The sequence below is a fragment of the Paenibacillus sp. JNU01 genome (genome assembly GCF_059130585.1).
Window position 1 is genome coordinate 5,321,512 of sequence record NZ_CP169723.1, and the last position, 15,674, is coordinate 5,337,185.

General features: G+C 46.7%; 16 protein-coding genes. 7 read left to right on the plus strand and 9 right to left on the minus strand.

The genetic code is table 11. The features are described from left to right. The first annotated feature begins 286 nt into the window (after window positions 1–286). Both NLBNIHML_RS23085 and NLBNIHML_RS23090 read left to right on the plus strand, forming a co-directional pair. On the plus strand, window positions 287–1,780 hold the full coding sequence (locus NLBNIHML_RS23085; RefSeq protein WP_339259232.1) for a TROVE domain-containing protein: 1,494 nt from the start codon (window positions 287–289) through the stop codon (window positions 1,778–1,780). A 25-nt stretch (window positions 1,781–1,805) separates the two neighbouring features. Continuing rightward, complete coding sequence (locus NLBNIHML_RS23090; protein WP_494352862.1) at window positions 1,806–2,609, plus strand: nucleotidyltransferase domain-containing protein; 804 nt, start codon at window positions 1,806–1,808, stop codon at window positions 2,607–2,609. 158 nt (window positions 2,610–2,767) lie between these two features. Here NLBNIHML_RS23090 and NLBNIHML_RS23095 read toward each other — a convergent pair whose 3' ends face one another. Next, window positions 2,768–3,160 (minus strand): RidA family protein, encoded by a 393-nt coding sequence (locus tag NLBNIHML_RS23095; RefSeq protein ID WP_339259235.1) that lies wholly within the window; start codon window positions 3,158–3,160, stop codon window positions 2,768–2,770. A gap of 277 nt (window positions 3,161–3,437) precedes the next feature. On the opposite strand from NLBNIHML_RS23095, the gene NLBNIHML_RS23100 reads away from it, so the two are divergent. Continuing rightward, window positions 3,438–3,689 carry an RNA-binding protein gene (locus NLBNIHML_RS23100; RefSeq protein WP_339259237.1) on the plus strand — a complete coding sequence of 84 codons (252 nt, stop codon included), beginning with the start codon at window positions 3,438–3,440 and terminating at the stop codon, window positions 3,687–3,689. Between the two features lie 124 nt (window positions 3,690–3,813). Here the strand turns inward: NLBNIHML_RS23100 and NLBNIHML_RS23105 are convergent, their stop codons facing one another. The 5 genes from NLBNIHML_RS23105 to NLBNIHML_RS23125 all read right to left on the minus strand — a co-directional run bounded on the left by NLBNIHML_RS23105 (window position 3,814) and on the right by NLBNIHML_RS23125 (window position 7,478). After that, a complete protein-coding gene (locus tag NLBNIHML_RS23105; RefSeq protein ID WP_339259239.1) occupies window positions 3,814–4,650 on the minus strand; it encodes a YfjC family protein in 837 nt (278 codons plus the stop codon). 58 nt (window positions 4,651–4,708) lie between these two features. Beyond that, complete coding sequence (locus NLBNIHML_RS23110) at window positions 4,709–5,167, minus strand: DUF5381 family protein (RefSeq protein ID WP_339259241.1); 459 nt, start codon at window positions 5,165–5,167, stop codon at window positions 4,709–4,711. A 16-nt stretch (window positions 5,168–5,183) separates the two neighbouring features. Then, on the minus strand, window positions 5,184–5,384 hold the full coding sequence (locus NLBNIHML_RS23115; RefSeq protein WP_339259243.1) for a hypothetical protein: 201 nt from the start codon (window positions 5,382–5,384) through the stop codon (window positions 5,184–5,186). 70 nt (window positions 5,385–5,454) lie between these two features. After that, complete coding sequence (locus NLBNIHML_RS23120) at window positions 5,455–6,252, minus strand: WXG100 family type VII secretion target (protein ID WP_339259245.1); 798 nt, start codon at window positions 6,250–6,252, stop codon at window positions 5,455–5,457. A 305-nt stretch (window positions 6,253–6,557) separates the two neighbouring features. Beyond that, on the minus strand, window positions 6,558–7,478 hold the full coding sequence (locus NLBNIHML_RS23125; protein WP_494354746.1) for an AEC family transporter: 921 nt from the start codon (window positions 7,476–7,478) through the stop codon (window positions 6,558–6,560). Window positions 7,479–7,598: 120 nt separating this feature from the next. Between NLBNIHML_RS23125 and NLBNIHML_RS23130 the strand changes: the two genes are divergently transcribed. From NLBNIHML_RS23130 to NLBNIHML_RS23140, 3 genes are all read left to right on the plus strand, one after another. Continuing rightward, window positions 7,599–8,114 carry a mismatch-specific DNA-glycosylase gene (locus tag NLBNIHML_RS23130; protein ID WP_339240093.1) on the plus strand — a complete coding sequence of 172 codons (516 nt, stop codon included), beginning with the start codon at window positions 7,599–7,601 and terminating at the stop codon, window positions 8,112–8,114. A gap of 225 nt (window positions 8,115–8,339) precedes the next feature. Next, window positions 8,340–8,915, plus strand: a complete 576-nt coding sequence (locus NLBNIHML_RS23135) for an RNA polymerase sigma factor (RefSeq protein ID WP_494352863.1) — start codon at window positions 8,340–8,342, stop codon at window positions 8,913–8,915. Next, the gene (locus NLBNIHML_RS23140; protein WP_494352864.1) at window positions 8,893–10,506 is read left to right on the plus strand and encodes a hypothetical protein; all 1,614 of its coding nucleotides are present in this window, start codon (window positions 8,893–8,895) and stop codon (window positions 10,504–10,506) included. Before NLBNIHML_RS23135 ends, NLBNIHML_RS23140 begins: the two co-directional genes overlap by 23 nt. Before the next feature lie 227 nt (window positions 10,507–10,733). On the opposite strand, the gene NLBNIHML_RS23145 is transcribed toward NLBNIHML_RS23140, so the two are convergent. Further along, window positions 10,734–11,795, minus strand: coding sequence for a LacI family DNA-binding transcriptional regulator (locus tag NLBNIHML_RS23145; RefSeq protein WP_494352865.1), 1,062 nt, complete (start codon window positions 11,793–11,795; stop codon window positions 10,734–10,736). Window positions 11,796–11,993: 198 nt separating this feature from the next. Between NLBNIHML_RS23145 and NLBNIHML_RS23150 the strand changes: the two genes are divergently transcribed. Further along, a complete protein-coding gene (locus NLBNIHML_RS23150; RefSeq protein ID WP_494352866.1) occupies window positions 11,994–13,313 on the plus strand; it encodes a glycoside hydrolase family 125 protein in 1,320 nt (439 codons plus the stop codon). A 342-nt stretch (window positions 13,314–13,655) separates the two neighbouring features. On the opposite strand, the gene NLBNIHML_RS23155 is transcribed toward NLBNIHML_RS23150, so the two are convergent. Beyond that, window positions 13,656–14,711: a Gfo/Idh/MocA family protein gene (locus NLBNIHML_RS23155; protein ID WP_494352867.1), complete on the minus strand. Its 1,056-nt coding sequence runs from the start codon at window positions 14,709–14,711 to the stop codon at window positions 13,656–13,658. A 39-nt stretch (window positions 14,712–14,750) separates the two neighbouring features. After that, window positions 14,751–15,638 (minus strand): sugar phosphate isomerase/epimerase family protein, encoded by an 888-nt coding sequence (locus NLBNIHML_RS23160; protein WP_076214488.1) that lies wholly within the window; start codon window positions 15,636–15,638, stop codon window positions 14,751–14,753. Window positions 15,639–15,674: the final 36 nt, after the last annotated feature.

Genomic DNA, 15,674 nt, shown 5'->3' on the forward strand with positions numbered 1-15,674 from the left:
GAAATTCAGTCGTCGTCATACTTTCGCCATGTTCGCGTGCAGATGTGTGAGGCATAATGAGGTTGTGAAGCGGGGCAGCAACAAGCACTGTGGATCAAGGTTCCGAGGCGCCAGGGAGGGTTACTTCGACTGTTAATCGACCAGGTCGTTGGTTCGAATCCAATCGCCGCCGTCCATGGCGGTGTAGCTCAGCGGTAGAGCGGGTATTATACCTTCCCACCTTTTTCCTCGGAACATTTTATTATGAAAGAACAGTAATTAGACTCGCACCAGGAGGTCATGAGGGATGAGCAGAGCGAAACAATTATTTAATCAACCTCAGCCAACGACACGTAATCATGGAGGCTACGGAGCCTATGAGCGATTGGTGGAGGAACAATATATACAGATGTTGATGACGAATACATTGAACAATACGTTCTATGCCGATACCCAGCAACTGATGGACGACGCGATGGTCAGTCATCAGGAGATGGCTGCGGTCGATGCAGGGTATATGGCGCGGGCACTGGTCTATGCTCGTAATGAAGGTTTGATGCGATTACAGCCTATATATGGGCTAGCACTATTGTCCAAAGTGGACGCGGATCAGTTTGCAAAGGTGTTCTCCCAAGTCGTACAGACACCGGCTGACTTGGCTGATTTTCTGACCATTCTGAGAGGAATGGGTCGAGGGCAGGGCGGTCGAGCAGTGAAGCGTCAGGTGAGTCTCTTTTTGAACGGGATCAGTGAATACTGGGCGATCAAATACAACGGACGCGGGCGAGGATACAGTCTGGGTGATATGATCGCTACAGCACACCCCAAACCGATAGATATGAAGCAGCAAGCCTTGTTTCGTTATTTGCGCGGGCATGAGGTGGATCTTACGGAACTGCCACAGTTGCAAGCGCTGGAAGAACTGAAAGCTACGCCCAACCCCGCAAGCCGGATGCATCTGATCGAGAAAGGTAAACTTCCGTACTCGGTGGTCACCTCGATCATGCAACCGACACGCACGGTGTGGGAGGCGTTAATGTCACAAATGCCGACCTTTGCGTTGCTGCGTCATCTGAACGCAATGGATCGGGCAGGGGTTTTTGAGAAATCGAAAAATATCGAATTTGTTACACGTCGTCTAACGGATGTGGAGGCCCTACGTAAGTCACGAATACTGCCTTTCCGATTCGCCAGTGCGTATGAAATGATTGCGAGGGAAGAGCTGCGGGATGCTTTGCAGCAAGCGGTGGAGCTATCCATTGGCAACCTGCCAACGCTGCCGGGAAGAACGGCTATTTTCCTGGATCGTTCCGGTTCCATGCAAGGGGATTATTTACGCATTGGTTCGGTGCTGGCGTTGGCACTTTATAAACAAACGAGAGGTAACGCACTGTTCTGGTTATTCGACCATTTGGTTGAGGATGCTCGGCCGCAGATGAATGAAAGCATTCTTTCTCAAGCTCACCAGATTCGCGCACAAGGTGGAACAGATACAGGTCGACCCGTGCGGGAACTTCGGGATATCGGAGAGAAAGTGGATCAGATCATTATGATCACCGATGAACAGCAGAATGAAGGCAGTCCGTTATATGCCGAGCTTGAGCGATATCGTCGGATGATGAATCCAGAGTTGAAGACATTTATTGTGGATATTGCACCTTATCAGCAGGCACTGGTACCACCGCGGGATGGCAGAACCTTTTACATCTACGGCTGGAGTGAGACGGTATTGACGTATATTGCTGAGACTGTGGCCGGATATGATACACTCGCGGACCGGGTGAGAGCGATAGATATTTAATGTGGGAATTTGGAGGAGACTGATCATGACCTATGTTCATGAAGAAATGAAAGATACGATCAGAGAACAGCTGAGGCAGATTGAACAGGAGGAGAAGGTACGAATCATCTATGCCTGTGAATCAGGCAGCCGGGCGTGGGGGTTTCCTTCACAGGATAGTGATTATGATGTGCGTTTTCTGTATGTGAGACCGCTGGAATGGTACTTGTCGATTGAGGATCGAAGGGATGTTATTGAACGCCCGATCAGTGATCAGCTCGATATCAATGGTTGGGATCTGCGCAAGGCGTTGAAGCTGTTTCGCAAATCAAATCCGCCCCTGTTGGAGTGGTTGCAATCCCCCATCCAGTATGATGAACAATCCAACGTGGCACAGCATATCCGTACACTTTCACCGTTGACCTTCTCGCCCAAGTCCTGCATGTATCATTATCTGAATATGGCGAAGGGCAATTTCCGGGATTATTTACAAGGTGAGCATGTGAAGATCAAAAAGTATTTCTATGTGCTGCGTCCCTTACTCGCTTGTGGGTGGATCGAACGTTATGATGCGATGCCACCGATGGCATTCGAAGAGCTGGTGCAAGAACTTATACCTGCGAATACACCGCTGTATATGGAGATTCATGAATTGCTACGCCGTAAAAAGGCGGGCGAGGAACTGGATCTGGAGCCGCAGTTGCCGGCAATACAGACTTTTTTGGCGGAGAAGATCGAGCATTTTGAACAACTGGCCGGACAGATGGATAATGAGCAAATCATTCAATTGGAAGAATTGGATCGGATTTTTCGTTTGGCATTGCAAGAGGTGTGGGGTGAAGGGGAATAAGAGAGAGAAAGTGAAAGAATAAAAATAAGAAATCATACAGAAGCAGGTTGGGATCTAATCCTAACCTGCTTCTTCTATTGTAGTTATACATGCATTTATTTTGAGGCGATTCTCATCGCACGTCGTATCTTGAGCAGGGACGTATGAGGTGAGCCGGATCAGTTGGTATGTGCAACCGCACGAATCTCAACCAGTTGATGAGGGAAGGCCAGCCCCGATGTCCCAACCATTGTGACAGCTGGACGATGCGTACCAATGTACTCTTTGTACACGGCAACACATGGCTCAAGATGCTCTTGAGGATGAACCAAGAAAATCTCCAGTTCAGCAATGTTCGACTTGGTCACGTTGAATCCTGCGAGTACGCGATCCAGGTTATCCAGTGTCTGGCGAACCTGTGCTTCAATATCATCCACACCAATGAACGTCCCCTGCATATCATGCGAAAATTGCCCTGCAATGTAGATCATACCGTTAACGCTGTATCCCTGAGCCACGCTGAATGCTTCTTCCCACGGTACACCGTGGCTATAAATTTGAGTTGTAGTCATATGTTTTTCTCCTTTGTAATTCAAGATATGCCCTAGTATAAACGGAGAAAAACAACTTGGGCAGTACGCACTTTCATGACAGTGACTATCCAAAAGGATAGTATTAACACGGTGTTTTGTGAGCCTTACGACTCATTTTGGGAAATCTTTATATCAGGATATTTAATTTAGATATAACTAACTTAAGTCCTATATCCTTCCCCTAGAATCTGGGTAATAATTAGAGTAGGCAAGTGATTGATGGAATCTCATAACGTAACGATAGGGGGTAACCTGTATGGCATCCGTAATTCTGCTGGTGAAACAGACGGAGGACGAGGAGAAGGTTATTTATCGATTCGGACCGAATGAGCGTAAGATGGGGCTCATTGAGATGAATAAGATCAAGGAAAGTGTGAGAGAACTGGAACCTGTCCAAGTGGATGGGGTGAGTCCAAGCTTTTTCTTTAACCGAGCCGCGCAGCGACTGGTACGATGTTTATTCAGGGAAGGCGGCAAATTCCCAGAACGAACGACGTTTGAATCATAGTCCTATGGCAGGCTGCATGACAAGTAGGCTGAGCAGGCAGTGAGAGTTCATGGGTTAAATAATGGAAGAAGTCCAAGAGACCAAAGGTAGTGGCTCTTGGACTTTTTTTGCGTGAGCTGCACATTTAAGTATGGGAGACAGGGACCGCGAAACGATCGATCCATTCTCGCAATTGTTTACGAAAGGAAGAATTGGTATGCTGGTCAATCTCGATGTTAGAATTATTTTCACTGGTGGAATCTCTGCTAGTCATGCTCCAGATACCTTGTTCGGTATGAAGCAGCAGGAGAGCTTGATCGGGCAGAGGAATTACATCTTCGGCATAATTAATGATACTGAGGTTATCCACACTACATCCAGAGGTTTCAAAAGAGTTATGCCATACCTTCAATAACTCGCGTGTTTCTAGAGGTAGCTCCCAATCCTCCATGAATTTATCTAACAGCATATGGTTTTCCTCGTTCGTCAGGATAGCCCATTGTTCCTCTGTTATCGTGAACTGAGTAGGTTGATCAATGAAAGGTGTGTGTTGCCCTATGTAAAATTGGAACAATTCCTCTTCCCATTCCTCAGGTTCTGTCCAGGTGAACAAATGCACACGTTGATCCACTGCCAAATGATAGAGGTATGTATCGTTGTTATCCGTACTTTTGTGAATGGTTAATACCTTTTCTTGTTCAAGGCTGTCTGAGTATGCTCTAATCATGCTGTGGCTTTGGGTAAAATGCATAAGCATCTTCAGGAACTCCGGCTCGATCTCTATCTTGGTATCTTCCATATGCAAGATGAGCCCCTTGGATAAAAGACCGTGAGAGGCAGCTCTTAGAACGAGTTCCCAGTGTTGTTCAGATAACTCGCCATACATCGGTTTTAGGAGACCGGCTGCAATGTCCTCCGCGCCAAGTGTGGCCAGCGCAAATCCGAATTCTTCAATGGATAAGGTGACAAGTGGTTTATTCATGAACTTAACCGCCTACTTTCCATGTAGATTGATAGATATAGGTTGCTTTTTTAGAAGGTCATTTGTGCTCATTCCAGGTTTTCCGAAGTAATTTAAGAATATCGTTTTCCTGATGTTTCAGTAGACTATACGTATATACTTTATAGCTCTTTCCATCAACCATTTTGAATAAGTAATAGGATGGAGTAGGTTGAATCCATTTGTTTAGTCCCGGTGCTACGAAATCAATGGTGCGTATATCCTTCCAAGATATCTGTATTCCTGTATTTGTCTTAATACCAGACAGATCGAAGGAAAATAAGATGTTTGTTCCAAATACTCTCGTGATGTTCCAGATAAACAGACGTCCCACAAACCAAAAGCTTAAGAATGCCGCACTAGTAAAGTACAAGGTTTGAAGAACGCTATTGTCACCATAGATAACATCTCCAATCAAGACAAGGCCAGCAATGATAAAAAGAGCAGATATCAACGTATGACGAATTGCATATTTGCGTTGGTATGTAACGAGCTGCATGGATACCTCCTAAGTGTTACTTGAAGAGTTTACTAACCCATCGAATTCCTTTTTCAGCCGCTGATGCTATATGTTTTCCTGCGTAACTACCTATAGCTCCACCTACATAAGCTCCAACTGCTGTTCCTGCAGGCCCGGCAAACGATAATAGGGTCCCGCCAACAATAGCCCCCGCTCCTGCAGAGGCAGACTTGATCACGATATTCGATGTGGACACGGCGAGATCTGTTTTGGTTAATGTTCCTTCCTTATACTTGGAAACCGTTTTAACCCCTTCATCCCAAACATTAAGTCCTACGTTGATAGGGAACAGTTTTTTTGCTTATCATTGTAGGTATTTTGGAAATCTTCATACCGTATTGACCTTTATTCACACCAGCAATAACATTGCGGGTCCATTGACCGAAGCTGTTGGCTTTGTTGAAACCAAGCCCGATATCACCTACTTTTAATTTACCTGCAAGTCGATCGAAACCCTTCAATCCTTTCATGACCAGACCCGGGCTGCGGAATTGTTTATCCAGTTTCCGTGCCATGTTACTCAGAAAGGAATTCCCCTTTCCCTTCACCCAAGGAGCATTATGGATTTTGGCACGGCTGGAGTTCCGGGGATCTACTTTGAAATGAACCGTTTTGGAGAGTACCATGGATGTAGCCATAGCAGAATATAGTCCTGTTCCAATCAGGCCTACATTTCCATGAATCCCATTCATTTTATTCCAAGACTTACTTCCTTGATCATATATATCCGATAGCGTCGTTTTTACATCTTTCCCAGAAGTGGATTGGCTTGAACTGGTCTGTACACCATGCTCTTGAGATTGATCCGCTTGTGAGAAACGAGTTGCGATGGTATGTAGTTCCGTGCCGATCGCAGAGACTGAGCTAGAAAATCTCTCCATTTGCCGATGAGCCACCTGAAAGTTCTGAAAGAAACGCTCCTGTGTGATTCCTGACCACTGGTCCTGTAACGTACTTATATGTCTGCTTAAATTGTTAATCATGCTACGACTATGTTCCGAAGCTTGAGCAAATTGGTTGGAAATTGCATGAAGCTGCTCAGGCGTTACAATAATCCTGGTCACGACATTCACCTCGTGGAAGATAAAATTAAGAATTTCTACAGATTATGTATAGATCAAAAATGAAATGCTGTGAAATATTTACCCACTAATTTTAAAGGTCGAAACGTTTATTCGCAACGGATAATAAGCAATTGACGCGCAAAACAGTCCTTTGGTCGGGTTAAATATGTGCTCTTCGTAATACTTTGTTCCTGCAAATGGGACGAACAGTATAAACAAAGAAGCCCACAACCTTTTATAAGGGCGTGGACTTGTAAATTTTATTTTGGTCTTAACGGAGGGATATACGTATGAACAATCCTCATCTAGAACGTTTTGGCATAAGAGATCAGTGCCGTAATCGTGATGATGTTCAAGAGCGTTGAGATCAGCACCGTCTGGGCTGCAAAATCGGGTTCGTTATCGTATTCTTCCGCCAGGATGGATGCGTTGACACCGGTCGGCATACCGGAAGCGATGATGAGAGCCTGTGCAGCGATGCCTTCCAATCCAAGCATGAGCACAATCGAAATCCCGATCGCGGGGCCGATCAGGAGTCGCAAAAATGTGCTAATATACACATCAAGACGGTACAGCCGGATTGGGTATTTTACAATCTGCGCCCCTAGTGTCAGTAACGCTACGGCAACCATACTTTGCTGCGCATAGGTCAGTGGCATGGACAGAAACGTCGGCAAGGGAAGCTTCCACATGTGAAACAGAATCCCCAGCAAGAGCGCATAAGGAACGGGCATTTTAAGAAATCCAATAATCACCGCACGGTAATTACCCTTGAGCTTCGCGCCCTGAATGGACAACACGCCATAGGTGAATGTCAGTAATGCCTGTAAAGACATGACCAGCGCCTGAATGGAAGAGGCGAGTGGATCGCCGCGGAATACCAGTGCATTGATAGGCAGTCCATAGTTGCCTGCGTTATCCAGCATAATACTGTTGTTGAAGGCAGCCTTCATGCCTTTATTCATCCGGAGAGAACGGGAAACGACTGAACCTATAATATAGAGAATCAATACATAGATTGCGTAAAATAATGTCACAGTCCCGAGCAATTCGCCCGACATATCCGAGTGATACATGCTCATAAAGACGGCTGCGGGGGTAATACAATAGAAATTGATTTTGGCGAGGGTGTACAAGTCCAGCTTGAACACCTTTTGCATCCAGGATCCGACGGCGATTAGGAGAAAAATGGGTAGGACGACTTCAAGCATGATGTCTGCAATCATTAGTTCAGCTTCCTTTTTCATGAAAATTTCATCCGATTTCGAAAATGCTTTGCTTATTATATCATTTTATACACAACCAAATGTGGGAATAGGCTAAAAAAGATCAGGAGGTGTTGCATCATGATTCCAGATCATCTGGATGTTGGTTTATCGATATTGTTTATTGGCTTCAATCCGAGCATTACGTCTGGAGAGACGGGTCATCATTATGCGTACAAAGGCAACCGGTTCTGGCGCATTCTTGAACAGTCGGGATTAACGCCGCGTTTATATGATGCACAAGAGGATGGAGAGTTGCTGAAGCTGGGATACGGATTCACGAATATTGTGGCCCGCCCTACCAGAGGCGTGGAAGATATTACGAAGGAAGAGTACGCAGAAGGACGCCAGATTTTGCGGCAAAAGCTGGAGGACTACCGGCCGGACATCGCTTGTTTTGTAGGAAAAGGGGTTTACACCCAGTACAGCAAACGTTCCAAAGTGCAATGGGGATTTCAGGACGACCCGGTCGTCAAGGAAATTCAGGAATTCGTCGCTCCATCGTCCAGTGGACTCGTGCGCATGTCGATGGATGAGATTGTGGCGATCTATTCACAGCTTGCTGATTTTGTTGCGGACAAGAACAGGGAGAATTAAGAGGAAGAAAGACAGGAGAGGTAAGATAGCAGCAGTAATAGGCTACCACGAAACCTATAGAGAATGTGCAGCGACAATCACAGAATGTTGGTACGCAGAGTTCACCCTGTCGGCTTCGCCGATGAGGGCGAATTCTTTTTTTTGGATAAAGTGAGAGGTTTCGGGAACGGCTTCCGTCTATATAGTACAGAACCATGCATGGAAGCTGTAGAGAAGGGGGATTACATGACTCAACAGATACCGGAGGAGGAGCTCATTCAGCGCATTGTTGCAGGGGATAAGCAATTGTTCTCCGTGCTTGTGGATCGATATAAAAATAAAGTCTACGGCATTATGCGCGGAATGGGTGCGAGTCATCCGGATGCCCAGGATCTCGCTCAGGATACGTTTATTCGTATCTATCGATATCTTCCGTCGAGGCGGGAGGGAAGCAGTTTCTCGTCGTGGGTGTACACCATTGCAGTGAATCGGATGCGGGATTTTATACGGGAAAAGAAACCTGTGATGTCTCCGGTCGATCAGGGGATCGAACCTGTCAGTAACGAGACACCGGAAAAGCGTGTGCTGCATAAGGAGATGCAGCGTGAAATATATCGACATCTCGAACAGTTGCCTGATTCGTATCGGCTGGTGTTATTACTGAAGTACACAAACGAGTTGAGCTATGAAGAGATTGCGGATGTTACGGGTTTGAGTTCAACCAAAGTGCGTAACGCCCTTTATCGCGGGAAAAAAACGCTGAGGAAGCAGATGGAACGCAAAGGAGGTTTAGCTACGTATGAAGCCTATTTCAAAGGATGAAGATCGGTTGTGGGAAGAGCATCTGTATCGAGAGGAGCCGGATGCGGATTTTACGCTTAAGCTCATGCAAAAACTGGATGGCGTGTCCATGGCAAGTGGCGAAGACGGAAGTCCATTCGTAAAAAAATCCATGAGAGCACATTGGATGCGCCGGACGGGGATCTCTGCCGCGGCAGTTGTGATACTTGCCGGAGGGGCCTGGTTTGCTTTTGACCGAACAGCAGAGCCAGCACAACCCGCGGTAAATGCTGTGGATCGTCTGCCATTGCCTAACATCCCTGTGCCTGAAGCATTGAAATATTCATATTTGGCTGATGATTACAAACGTCTTAAACCCCATGGACTAGTGGTGAATCCGGATATCCATATCAATGACCAGGGCTACACGCTTAAAATTGAAGACGTGCTTGTAGACCGATCTCATATGGTAATGACCATGCAACAAACAACACCTGATGGATTAGGGTTATCACGGTCACTGTATGCGATGGGGAGAATTCATGTTACGGATGAAGAGGGGCGACAGGTTGCCACTCTTGCAAGAGATGCAAGAACAAAGGGCCCTCTAACTGAACGGTTGTTATTCCAGTTTTATGATGAAATTCCGGATAAAGTTGTCGTGCGGGGTGAACTGCGTAATTTAAATGTGGGCAGATATTATGATTACGAGAAGAAGTCCTACGAAGATAGAGATGTTAAGGTGGATTGGAGCTTCCAATTCAATATCGATATGACCAAAGCCAAAACATTGGCTGTTGAAAACTCTATGGATAACACATATACGACGCCAGAAGGACTAAAGCTTGATATGACACAGCTTGTACGTACGCCAAATGGAACCCGGCTAGATCTAAATGTGAAGCTGGAGGATAAGCTTCGTGGCAAAGTTGATGAGAATTGGGCGAGTTATATGAGTATCATCTACCATCTTGAGATTCCTGAAACAAATGAATATCGAATTTTCAATGGAATAAGACCAGATGCCCGTCAAGCCAAGTTTCAGCTCCAAGATCTGAGTGACTTAAGAAATGGTGGACCGTTGAAGTTGTCTGAGACATGGGACCCTGCATTTGTTACGGTAGATGCGAAGAACATTCGCTTTGTTCTGGATGGTTACACCCTCCCGGTGAAGGAAGAGAAATCAGTGGAAGTTGATCTGGAGAAGAGGCGTAAAGACACGAATTTTTATACTTTTGCACAATTTGAACAGCTTGGAGATAAAATATTATTCTATGATTTTGAGTACGAGCCACTGATGGAATCGTATGATCCTCCGAAGATTGATGTAAAGGAAGGGTATTCACTAGTTCTGAAGGGGAGTGGGACGTTCCGAAATGCTTTCATGGGTGATCGCTGGGTTGCAGTAGATTCGGATGGAAAAGAGTATCCTGTTGAAGTGAACGGTTATCCGGATCAACCTAATAATAACGGTGAATACGTTGAAGATGATCTGCAATTAAAAATTCGGGGGTTTAACGAAGAAAAGGGTACAAAATTCACTTTGAAAAGAACAGTAGTCAATAGAGAGTATCGCGATGTGAATTGGGAAGTGGATCTTCCATCGTACGATAGCCTGCCTTGGCTGAAATAACCACTAGTATATCTTTGGCCATGAAGTGAAGAAACGCTTGGGATGAAGTAAGGATGGATCAACAGGATTGAAGAGTGAATGTATAGACATATAAAAGTATAAATGACTAATATACGAAAAGGCCCTGCATCATTGTGCGGAGCTTCTTTTCGTATGCATCAGATATAGCGGGAAAAGCTTGTACCTAACGAATTCATCTTCATAAAAGAGAGGTGGCGCACGCCGAATTACGCCGATTCCCTTGGAATTAACGTAGTCGATAACATCACCGTTTCTTTCGGAGTTCCCGGGCGTTCGATCCGGCGTTGTAAAGCTTCAACCGCACGTTGTCCAAGCTCCTCTTTGCACAGATTAACCGTTGTCAGGGGTGGGGAGGAAGTCACTGCAGAATGTACATTGTCGATACCGATGACAAGGCAATCTTTCGGTGTGGAGATGCCCATCTCCTGTAATTTGTGCATCCACTGCAAGGCAATATCATCATTAACACCAATCCAGGCATCGGGACGTTCGTCACCTGGCATGTTTTGAATGTTAGTGGCTAACTGATTAACCCATTCCCCGTTCTCATACGGAATATTCCATTCTCTGAAGCTGGTCGTATGACTGGTATCCACATGGAAATGATTCAAGGCCAACTCAATCCCGATCTTCCGCTGCGCGAAGCTTGCAGCACGCCCATCATCTGTGATGAGTCCGATCCGTCGGCAATTCATAGACATTAGATATCTCGCAACAGTAATGCCAGCTTCCAGATTATCATGGCTGATCGTATCACAATTCAGCAGCGGCTCCTGATGATCTACGAGAATAATAGGCCGACCCGTCTGAGAGAGGCGTTGCAGAACCGTATGAGGAAAAGCACCCATGACAATAATTCCTGCACAACGTTCCCAGTCCAAATGAGGAGCAATAGCTTTTTCGGGAGAGGTGTTCTCGTCCGTCACTCCGAGTGAGGGAGATACAATGGCATGATGCCAACCACGTTCATTACAAGCGGAGATCATGCCTGACAGAAGACGTTGCCAGTAGTGGGGTTCACCGCGGTTAAGCTGATTCATGCATATGAGAACAAACGGGGGATCGGACGGATCTGCATGGTTTGCGGCAGTAGAACTGTTAGTAGCCCCCGGGGTACTTTGGCGATATCCCAAAGCCCGGGCGAGTTCCAGTACCCGTGCACGTGTCGCTTCACTGACACCCGTCTTGCCACTGAGTGCGCGGGAGACGGCATATTTGGATAATCCGAGCTGGTCAGCCAGCGTCTGAATGGATACTTTGCGTGACATATCATTACTCCTTCGTATGTAAGCGAACTGCATAAATCCATTGAGATGACCTCTAATAATTGACGATCCTCTTCGGACACAGTACACTTACAAATAATAATGTTATTATAATTTATCATAACAAAAATAACAATAGTGTAGCGTCGCAGAGTCAATCTAAATCATTTCATATACTTCTATTTGAAGGAGACGACATCCATGGAACAGTTCAGATTACCGAAAATCCCTATGCCGCATCTGGAGTTGCCACAAGCTGTGTTGGATATTCTGACTGAGGCGGACGAGCGTTTGCAACATCGGCCGAGATTGCTGACTCAGTTTCGTAATTGTTTTCCCAATACGTTGGAAACGACCACGAAGCTGCATGATGATGGGACAACCTTTGTGATTACTGGGGATATTCCTGCCATGTGGTTAAGGGATTCGGTAGAGCAGGTCATGCATTATGTTCCACTTGCGAAGCAAGACGAGAAGTTACAGCGAATCATCGGAGGCCTGATCAAAAAACATACATTTTATGCTGATAAGGATATCTATGCCAATGCGTTCAATGAAACGGCGAATGGGTGGCATTGGGATGCCAATGATGAGACGCAGATGTCACCATGGGTGTGGGAACGGAAGTTTGAGCTGGATTCTCTATGTTTCTCCATGAAGCTGGCTTATACATATTGGCGGGAGACGGAACTGACGGATATATTTGACGAGCGCTTCAAGAGCGTAATGGAAAATATTGTAGAAATGTGGGAGACAGAACAGCATCACGGAGAGCGTTCAACTTACCGGTTCATGCGTCGCAATTGTCCAGCCCATGATACGCTGCGTAATGAAGGATTGGGTATGCCTGTGAATTATACGGGTATGATCTGGTCCGGATTTCGTCCGAGTGATGATGCGTGTGATTTTCATTATAATATTCCGGCGAATATGTTCGCTGCGGTAACCTTGCGCCAGATGGGGGAAATCGCGAAGTGGGTGTTCCGGGATGAACAACTGGTGAGCCGGATGGCTCGATTGGAAGAAGACATAAGACATGGCATTTCCCTGTACGGTACTTATCGTCATCCAGAGTATGGACAGATCTATGCCTATGAGACGGACGGTTACGGCAACTTTTGTCTGATGGATGATGCGGGCACGCCTGGGCTGATGTCCATCCCTTATATGGAGTATGCTTCGGTGGAGGATGCTGTGTATCAGAACACACGCCGATTTATTTTGAGTAGGGAGAATCCGTTCTACTATGAAGGGAAGGCAGCCAAAGGGATCGGTAGCCCGCACACCCCGCCGGGATACATCTGGCACATGGCGTTATCCATGCAGGGTCTGACCGCAGACAATGACGAGGAAATGCTGGCCATGATTGAATTGCTGGAGAACACGGATGCGGATACGGGATATATGCATGAGGGTTTCCACGCCGATGATCCCAACACGTTCACAAGACCATGGTTTGCCTGGTCCAACAGCCTGTTCTCGCAACTGGTGTATAAGGCAATGAAAAAAGGAATTCTATAAAATGATGTAAGTTCAAAAAAAAGTGCTCACTGCTCGCGAAGCAGCCGTTTCGGTTACGAATCGTTCTTTTGATCGCTGTTATCCCCGGATTTCCTGATCGACTTTTGTTAAGTCGAAATCCGGGGATAAGCGTATGCTTCCGATGCAGCTTTCTTTCAGAAAGCTTTTAGGCGAACACTTCGTTTCTTCAGAATCGATTTCGTCCCCTACACTACTTCTGCTATTTGGCATGACCTTTTTTTGACATCATTTTTAGAATAGGAGAGTAGGTAAAAAACAATGAAGCCCAAACTGCTGAAATTTGCAGTTTGGGCTTTGTTTAATTGATGTACACAGGTTTTTCTATGTGTTTTTCAGCAGATCAGCGATGAATACTTTCTGGCCTGTGCGTGCGCTTTCGAGGGATGCGAGGACCATAGCCATGCTGAACTGGTTATCACTGCAATCCGTTTCAGGCAATCGGCCTGATTCGAGTGCAGCGAACATGTCTTCGAGGCAGCCATGATGACCTGTTTTGTCCATGACAGGCAGTTCCGCTTCAATCCGCTCATTTGGCTGGAAAAAAGATGGTTTGCCGTCAGCATCCAGGCTTTGCGTAGCAACCACCTCAGCATAGATGTCATCATGACCATCCCAGATGGCAGTTCCTTTTTCACCCGTTACGCGCCAGCTTGCTTCCCATGATGTGGGTACACCCTCCGCGCACCAGGAACCACGATAGTTGAATACGGACCCGTCGGACATCTCAAATATACATAACGCCATCGCATTGCCCTGATACCAGGAACCTGGAGGATTGAACTCATGGCAGTATACCGATACCGGATTGGCTCCGAGAATATATCGTGCCTGATCAAACGTATGTATGGCCATATCGAGCAGCAGCGGGCTATCCATTAGATCCCGGAATCCCCCGAAATGAGGTCCGATGAAGAAGTCGGCTCCTGCGTAACCTACCTGCCCTATAGCTCCGCCGGAAATGAGATGCTGATAGGCGCGGATACGTGGATCGAACCGACGATTCTGCATCACGGCTTGAATATGTCCTGTACTGCGAGAGGTTTGCACAATATCTGTGCAGTCGGAGAAGGACTCTGCGAGGGGTTTCTCGCCAAATACATGACATCCCTCCTTCAGCGCTGTCATGGCAATGCCGTAATGACTCGCCGGAATCGTGACATCGAATACGATATTCGCGCCAGTCGCTTGAATGGCCTCGCGGATATCGGTGAACGTAGGGCAGGTGAGGCCGTGTCTTGTAGCAAAAGCAATGGCTGTCTGTTCATACAGATCAACCAGCCCGACGATTTCTGTATCCGGCCTTTGCAAGGCATAGTCCGCCCACGTGTTTGCCATGGCACCGCAGCCAGCGATAATTACCCGATAAGGATGACTCATCCGCTCATCTCCTTCGTATGGATTGTGTTGTGTAGTACTTTATACCGGATTGGGCACAAAATCGCCGCCGCGACATTGTTTCAAATACCGCAAAGCATGTACCTGTCCTGTCATTTCGAGTTCGTCTTTGTAGACGGGATCATGCCAGCCTTCAATATCAATCGTGCCTTGGTAACCGTTCTGACGCAGAATGGTGATGATGTCTGCCCAGTTGTTATCCCCGAAGCCGGGTGTGCGGTGCCAGACAAATTCACGTGGGCCGTGTACGCCGTATTCCTTGACAATATCCCAGGCAATCGTGGCATCTTTGCCATGTACGTGGAACACTTTGTGAGCCCATTTGCGCAGCTGCGGTATCGGATCGATCAGGCTGGACATTTGGTGGCAAGGCTCCCACTCCAGACCAACATTTTCATCTGGGACAGCATCGAACATCATCTCCCAGGCCGTCGGGTTATGGGCAATGTTCCAGTCACCTGTCTGCCAGGTGCCACCCATATCACAGTTTTCAAAAGCAATGCGTACACCCCGGTCTGCTGCCCGGCGTGCCAGTTCGCCAAATACTTCCTTGAACCGGGGGATGGACTCGTTAATGGGTTGATCGGTTAATCGTCCGGTGAATCCGGAGACAATATCTGCACCGAAGAGCTGTGCATGATCAATGACCCGCTCCCAGCTTGCTAGTGTATCGGCGTTGTCCCCGGCTCCCGTGAGCGGGTTACCAAATACACTCACCGCAGAGATGACAATACCTTGTTCGTCCACGATTTCACGGACACGTTTGGCTGTCTCTGCCAGGTCCAGATCACCAGTGGTTTGCCAGAAGGTCAGGTTAAATGATTCGAAGCCATGTTGCATGATCTGCGGGATAACACGGACGGCGTCCTGCCCGCCTACAAGGGTACCGATGCGTAATGATTTATTCATGGTTGTATTTCACTCCAATATTGGCTTATAGTACTT

Coding starts and splice junctions, on each gene's coding strand:
- NLBNIHML_RS23085 (WP_339259232.1), top strand. CDS start 287: ATGAGCAGAGCGAAACAATTATTTAATCAACCTCAGCCAACGACACGT.
- NLBNIHML_RS23090 (WP_494352862.1), top strand. CDS start 1,806: ATGACCTATGTTCATGAAGAAATGAAAGATACGATCAGAGAACAGCTG.
- NLBNIHML_RS23095 (WP_339259235.1), bottom strand. CDS start 3,160: ATGACTACAACTCAAATTTATAGCCACGGTGTACCGTGGGAAGAAGCA.
- NLBNIHML_RS23100 (WP_339259237.1), top strand. CDS start 3,438: ATGGCATCCGTAATTCTGCTGGTGAAACAGACGGAGGACGAGGAGAAG.
- NLBNIHML_RS23105 (WP_339259239.1), bottom strand. CDS start 4,650: ATGAATAAACCACTTGTCACCTTATCCATTGAAGAATTCGGATTTGCG.
- NLBNIHML_RS23110 (WP_339259241.1), bottom strand. CDS start 5,167: ATGCAGCTCGTTACATACCAACGCAAATATGCAATTCGTCATACGTTG.
- NLBNIHML_RS23125 (WP_494354746.1), bottom strand. CDS start 7,478: ATGATTGCAGACATCATGCTTGAAGTCGTCCTACCCATTTTTCTCCTA.
- NLBNIHML_RS23130 (WP_339240093.1), top strand. CDS start 7,599: ATGATTCCAGATCATCTGGATGTTGGTTTATCGATATTGTTTATTGGC.
- NLBNIHML_RS23135 (WP_494352863.1), top strand. CDS start 8,340: ATGACTCAACAGATACCGGAGGAGGAGCTCATTCAGCGCATTGTTGCA.
- NLBNIHML_RS23140 (WP_494352864.1), top strand. CDS start 8,893: ATGAAGCCTATTTCAAAGGATGAAGATCGGTTGTGGGAAGAGCATCTG.
- NLBNIHML_RS23145 (WP_494352865.1), bottom strand. CDS start 11,795: ATGTCACGCAAAGTATCCATTCAGACGCTGGCTGACCAGCTCGGATTA.
- NLBNIHML_RS23150 (WP_494352866.1), top strand. CDS start 11,994: ATGGAACAGTTCAGATTACCGAAAATCCCTATGCCGCATCTGGAGTTG.
- NLBNIHML_RS23155 (WP_494352867.1), bottom strand. CDS start 14,711: ATGAGTCATCCTTATCGGGTAATTATCGCTGGCTGCGGTGCCATGGCA.
- NLBNIHML_RS23160 (WP_076214488.1), bottom strand. CDS start 15,638: ATGAATAAATCATTACGCATCGGTACCCTTGTAGGCGGGCAGGACGCC.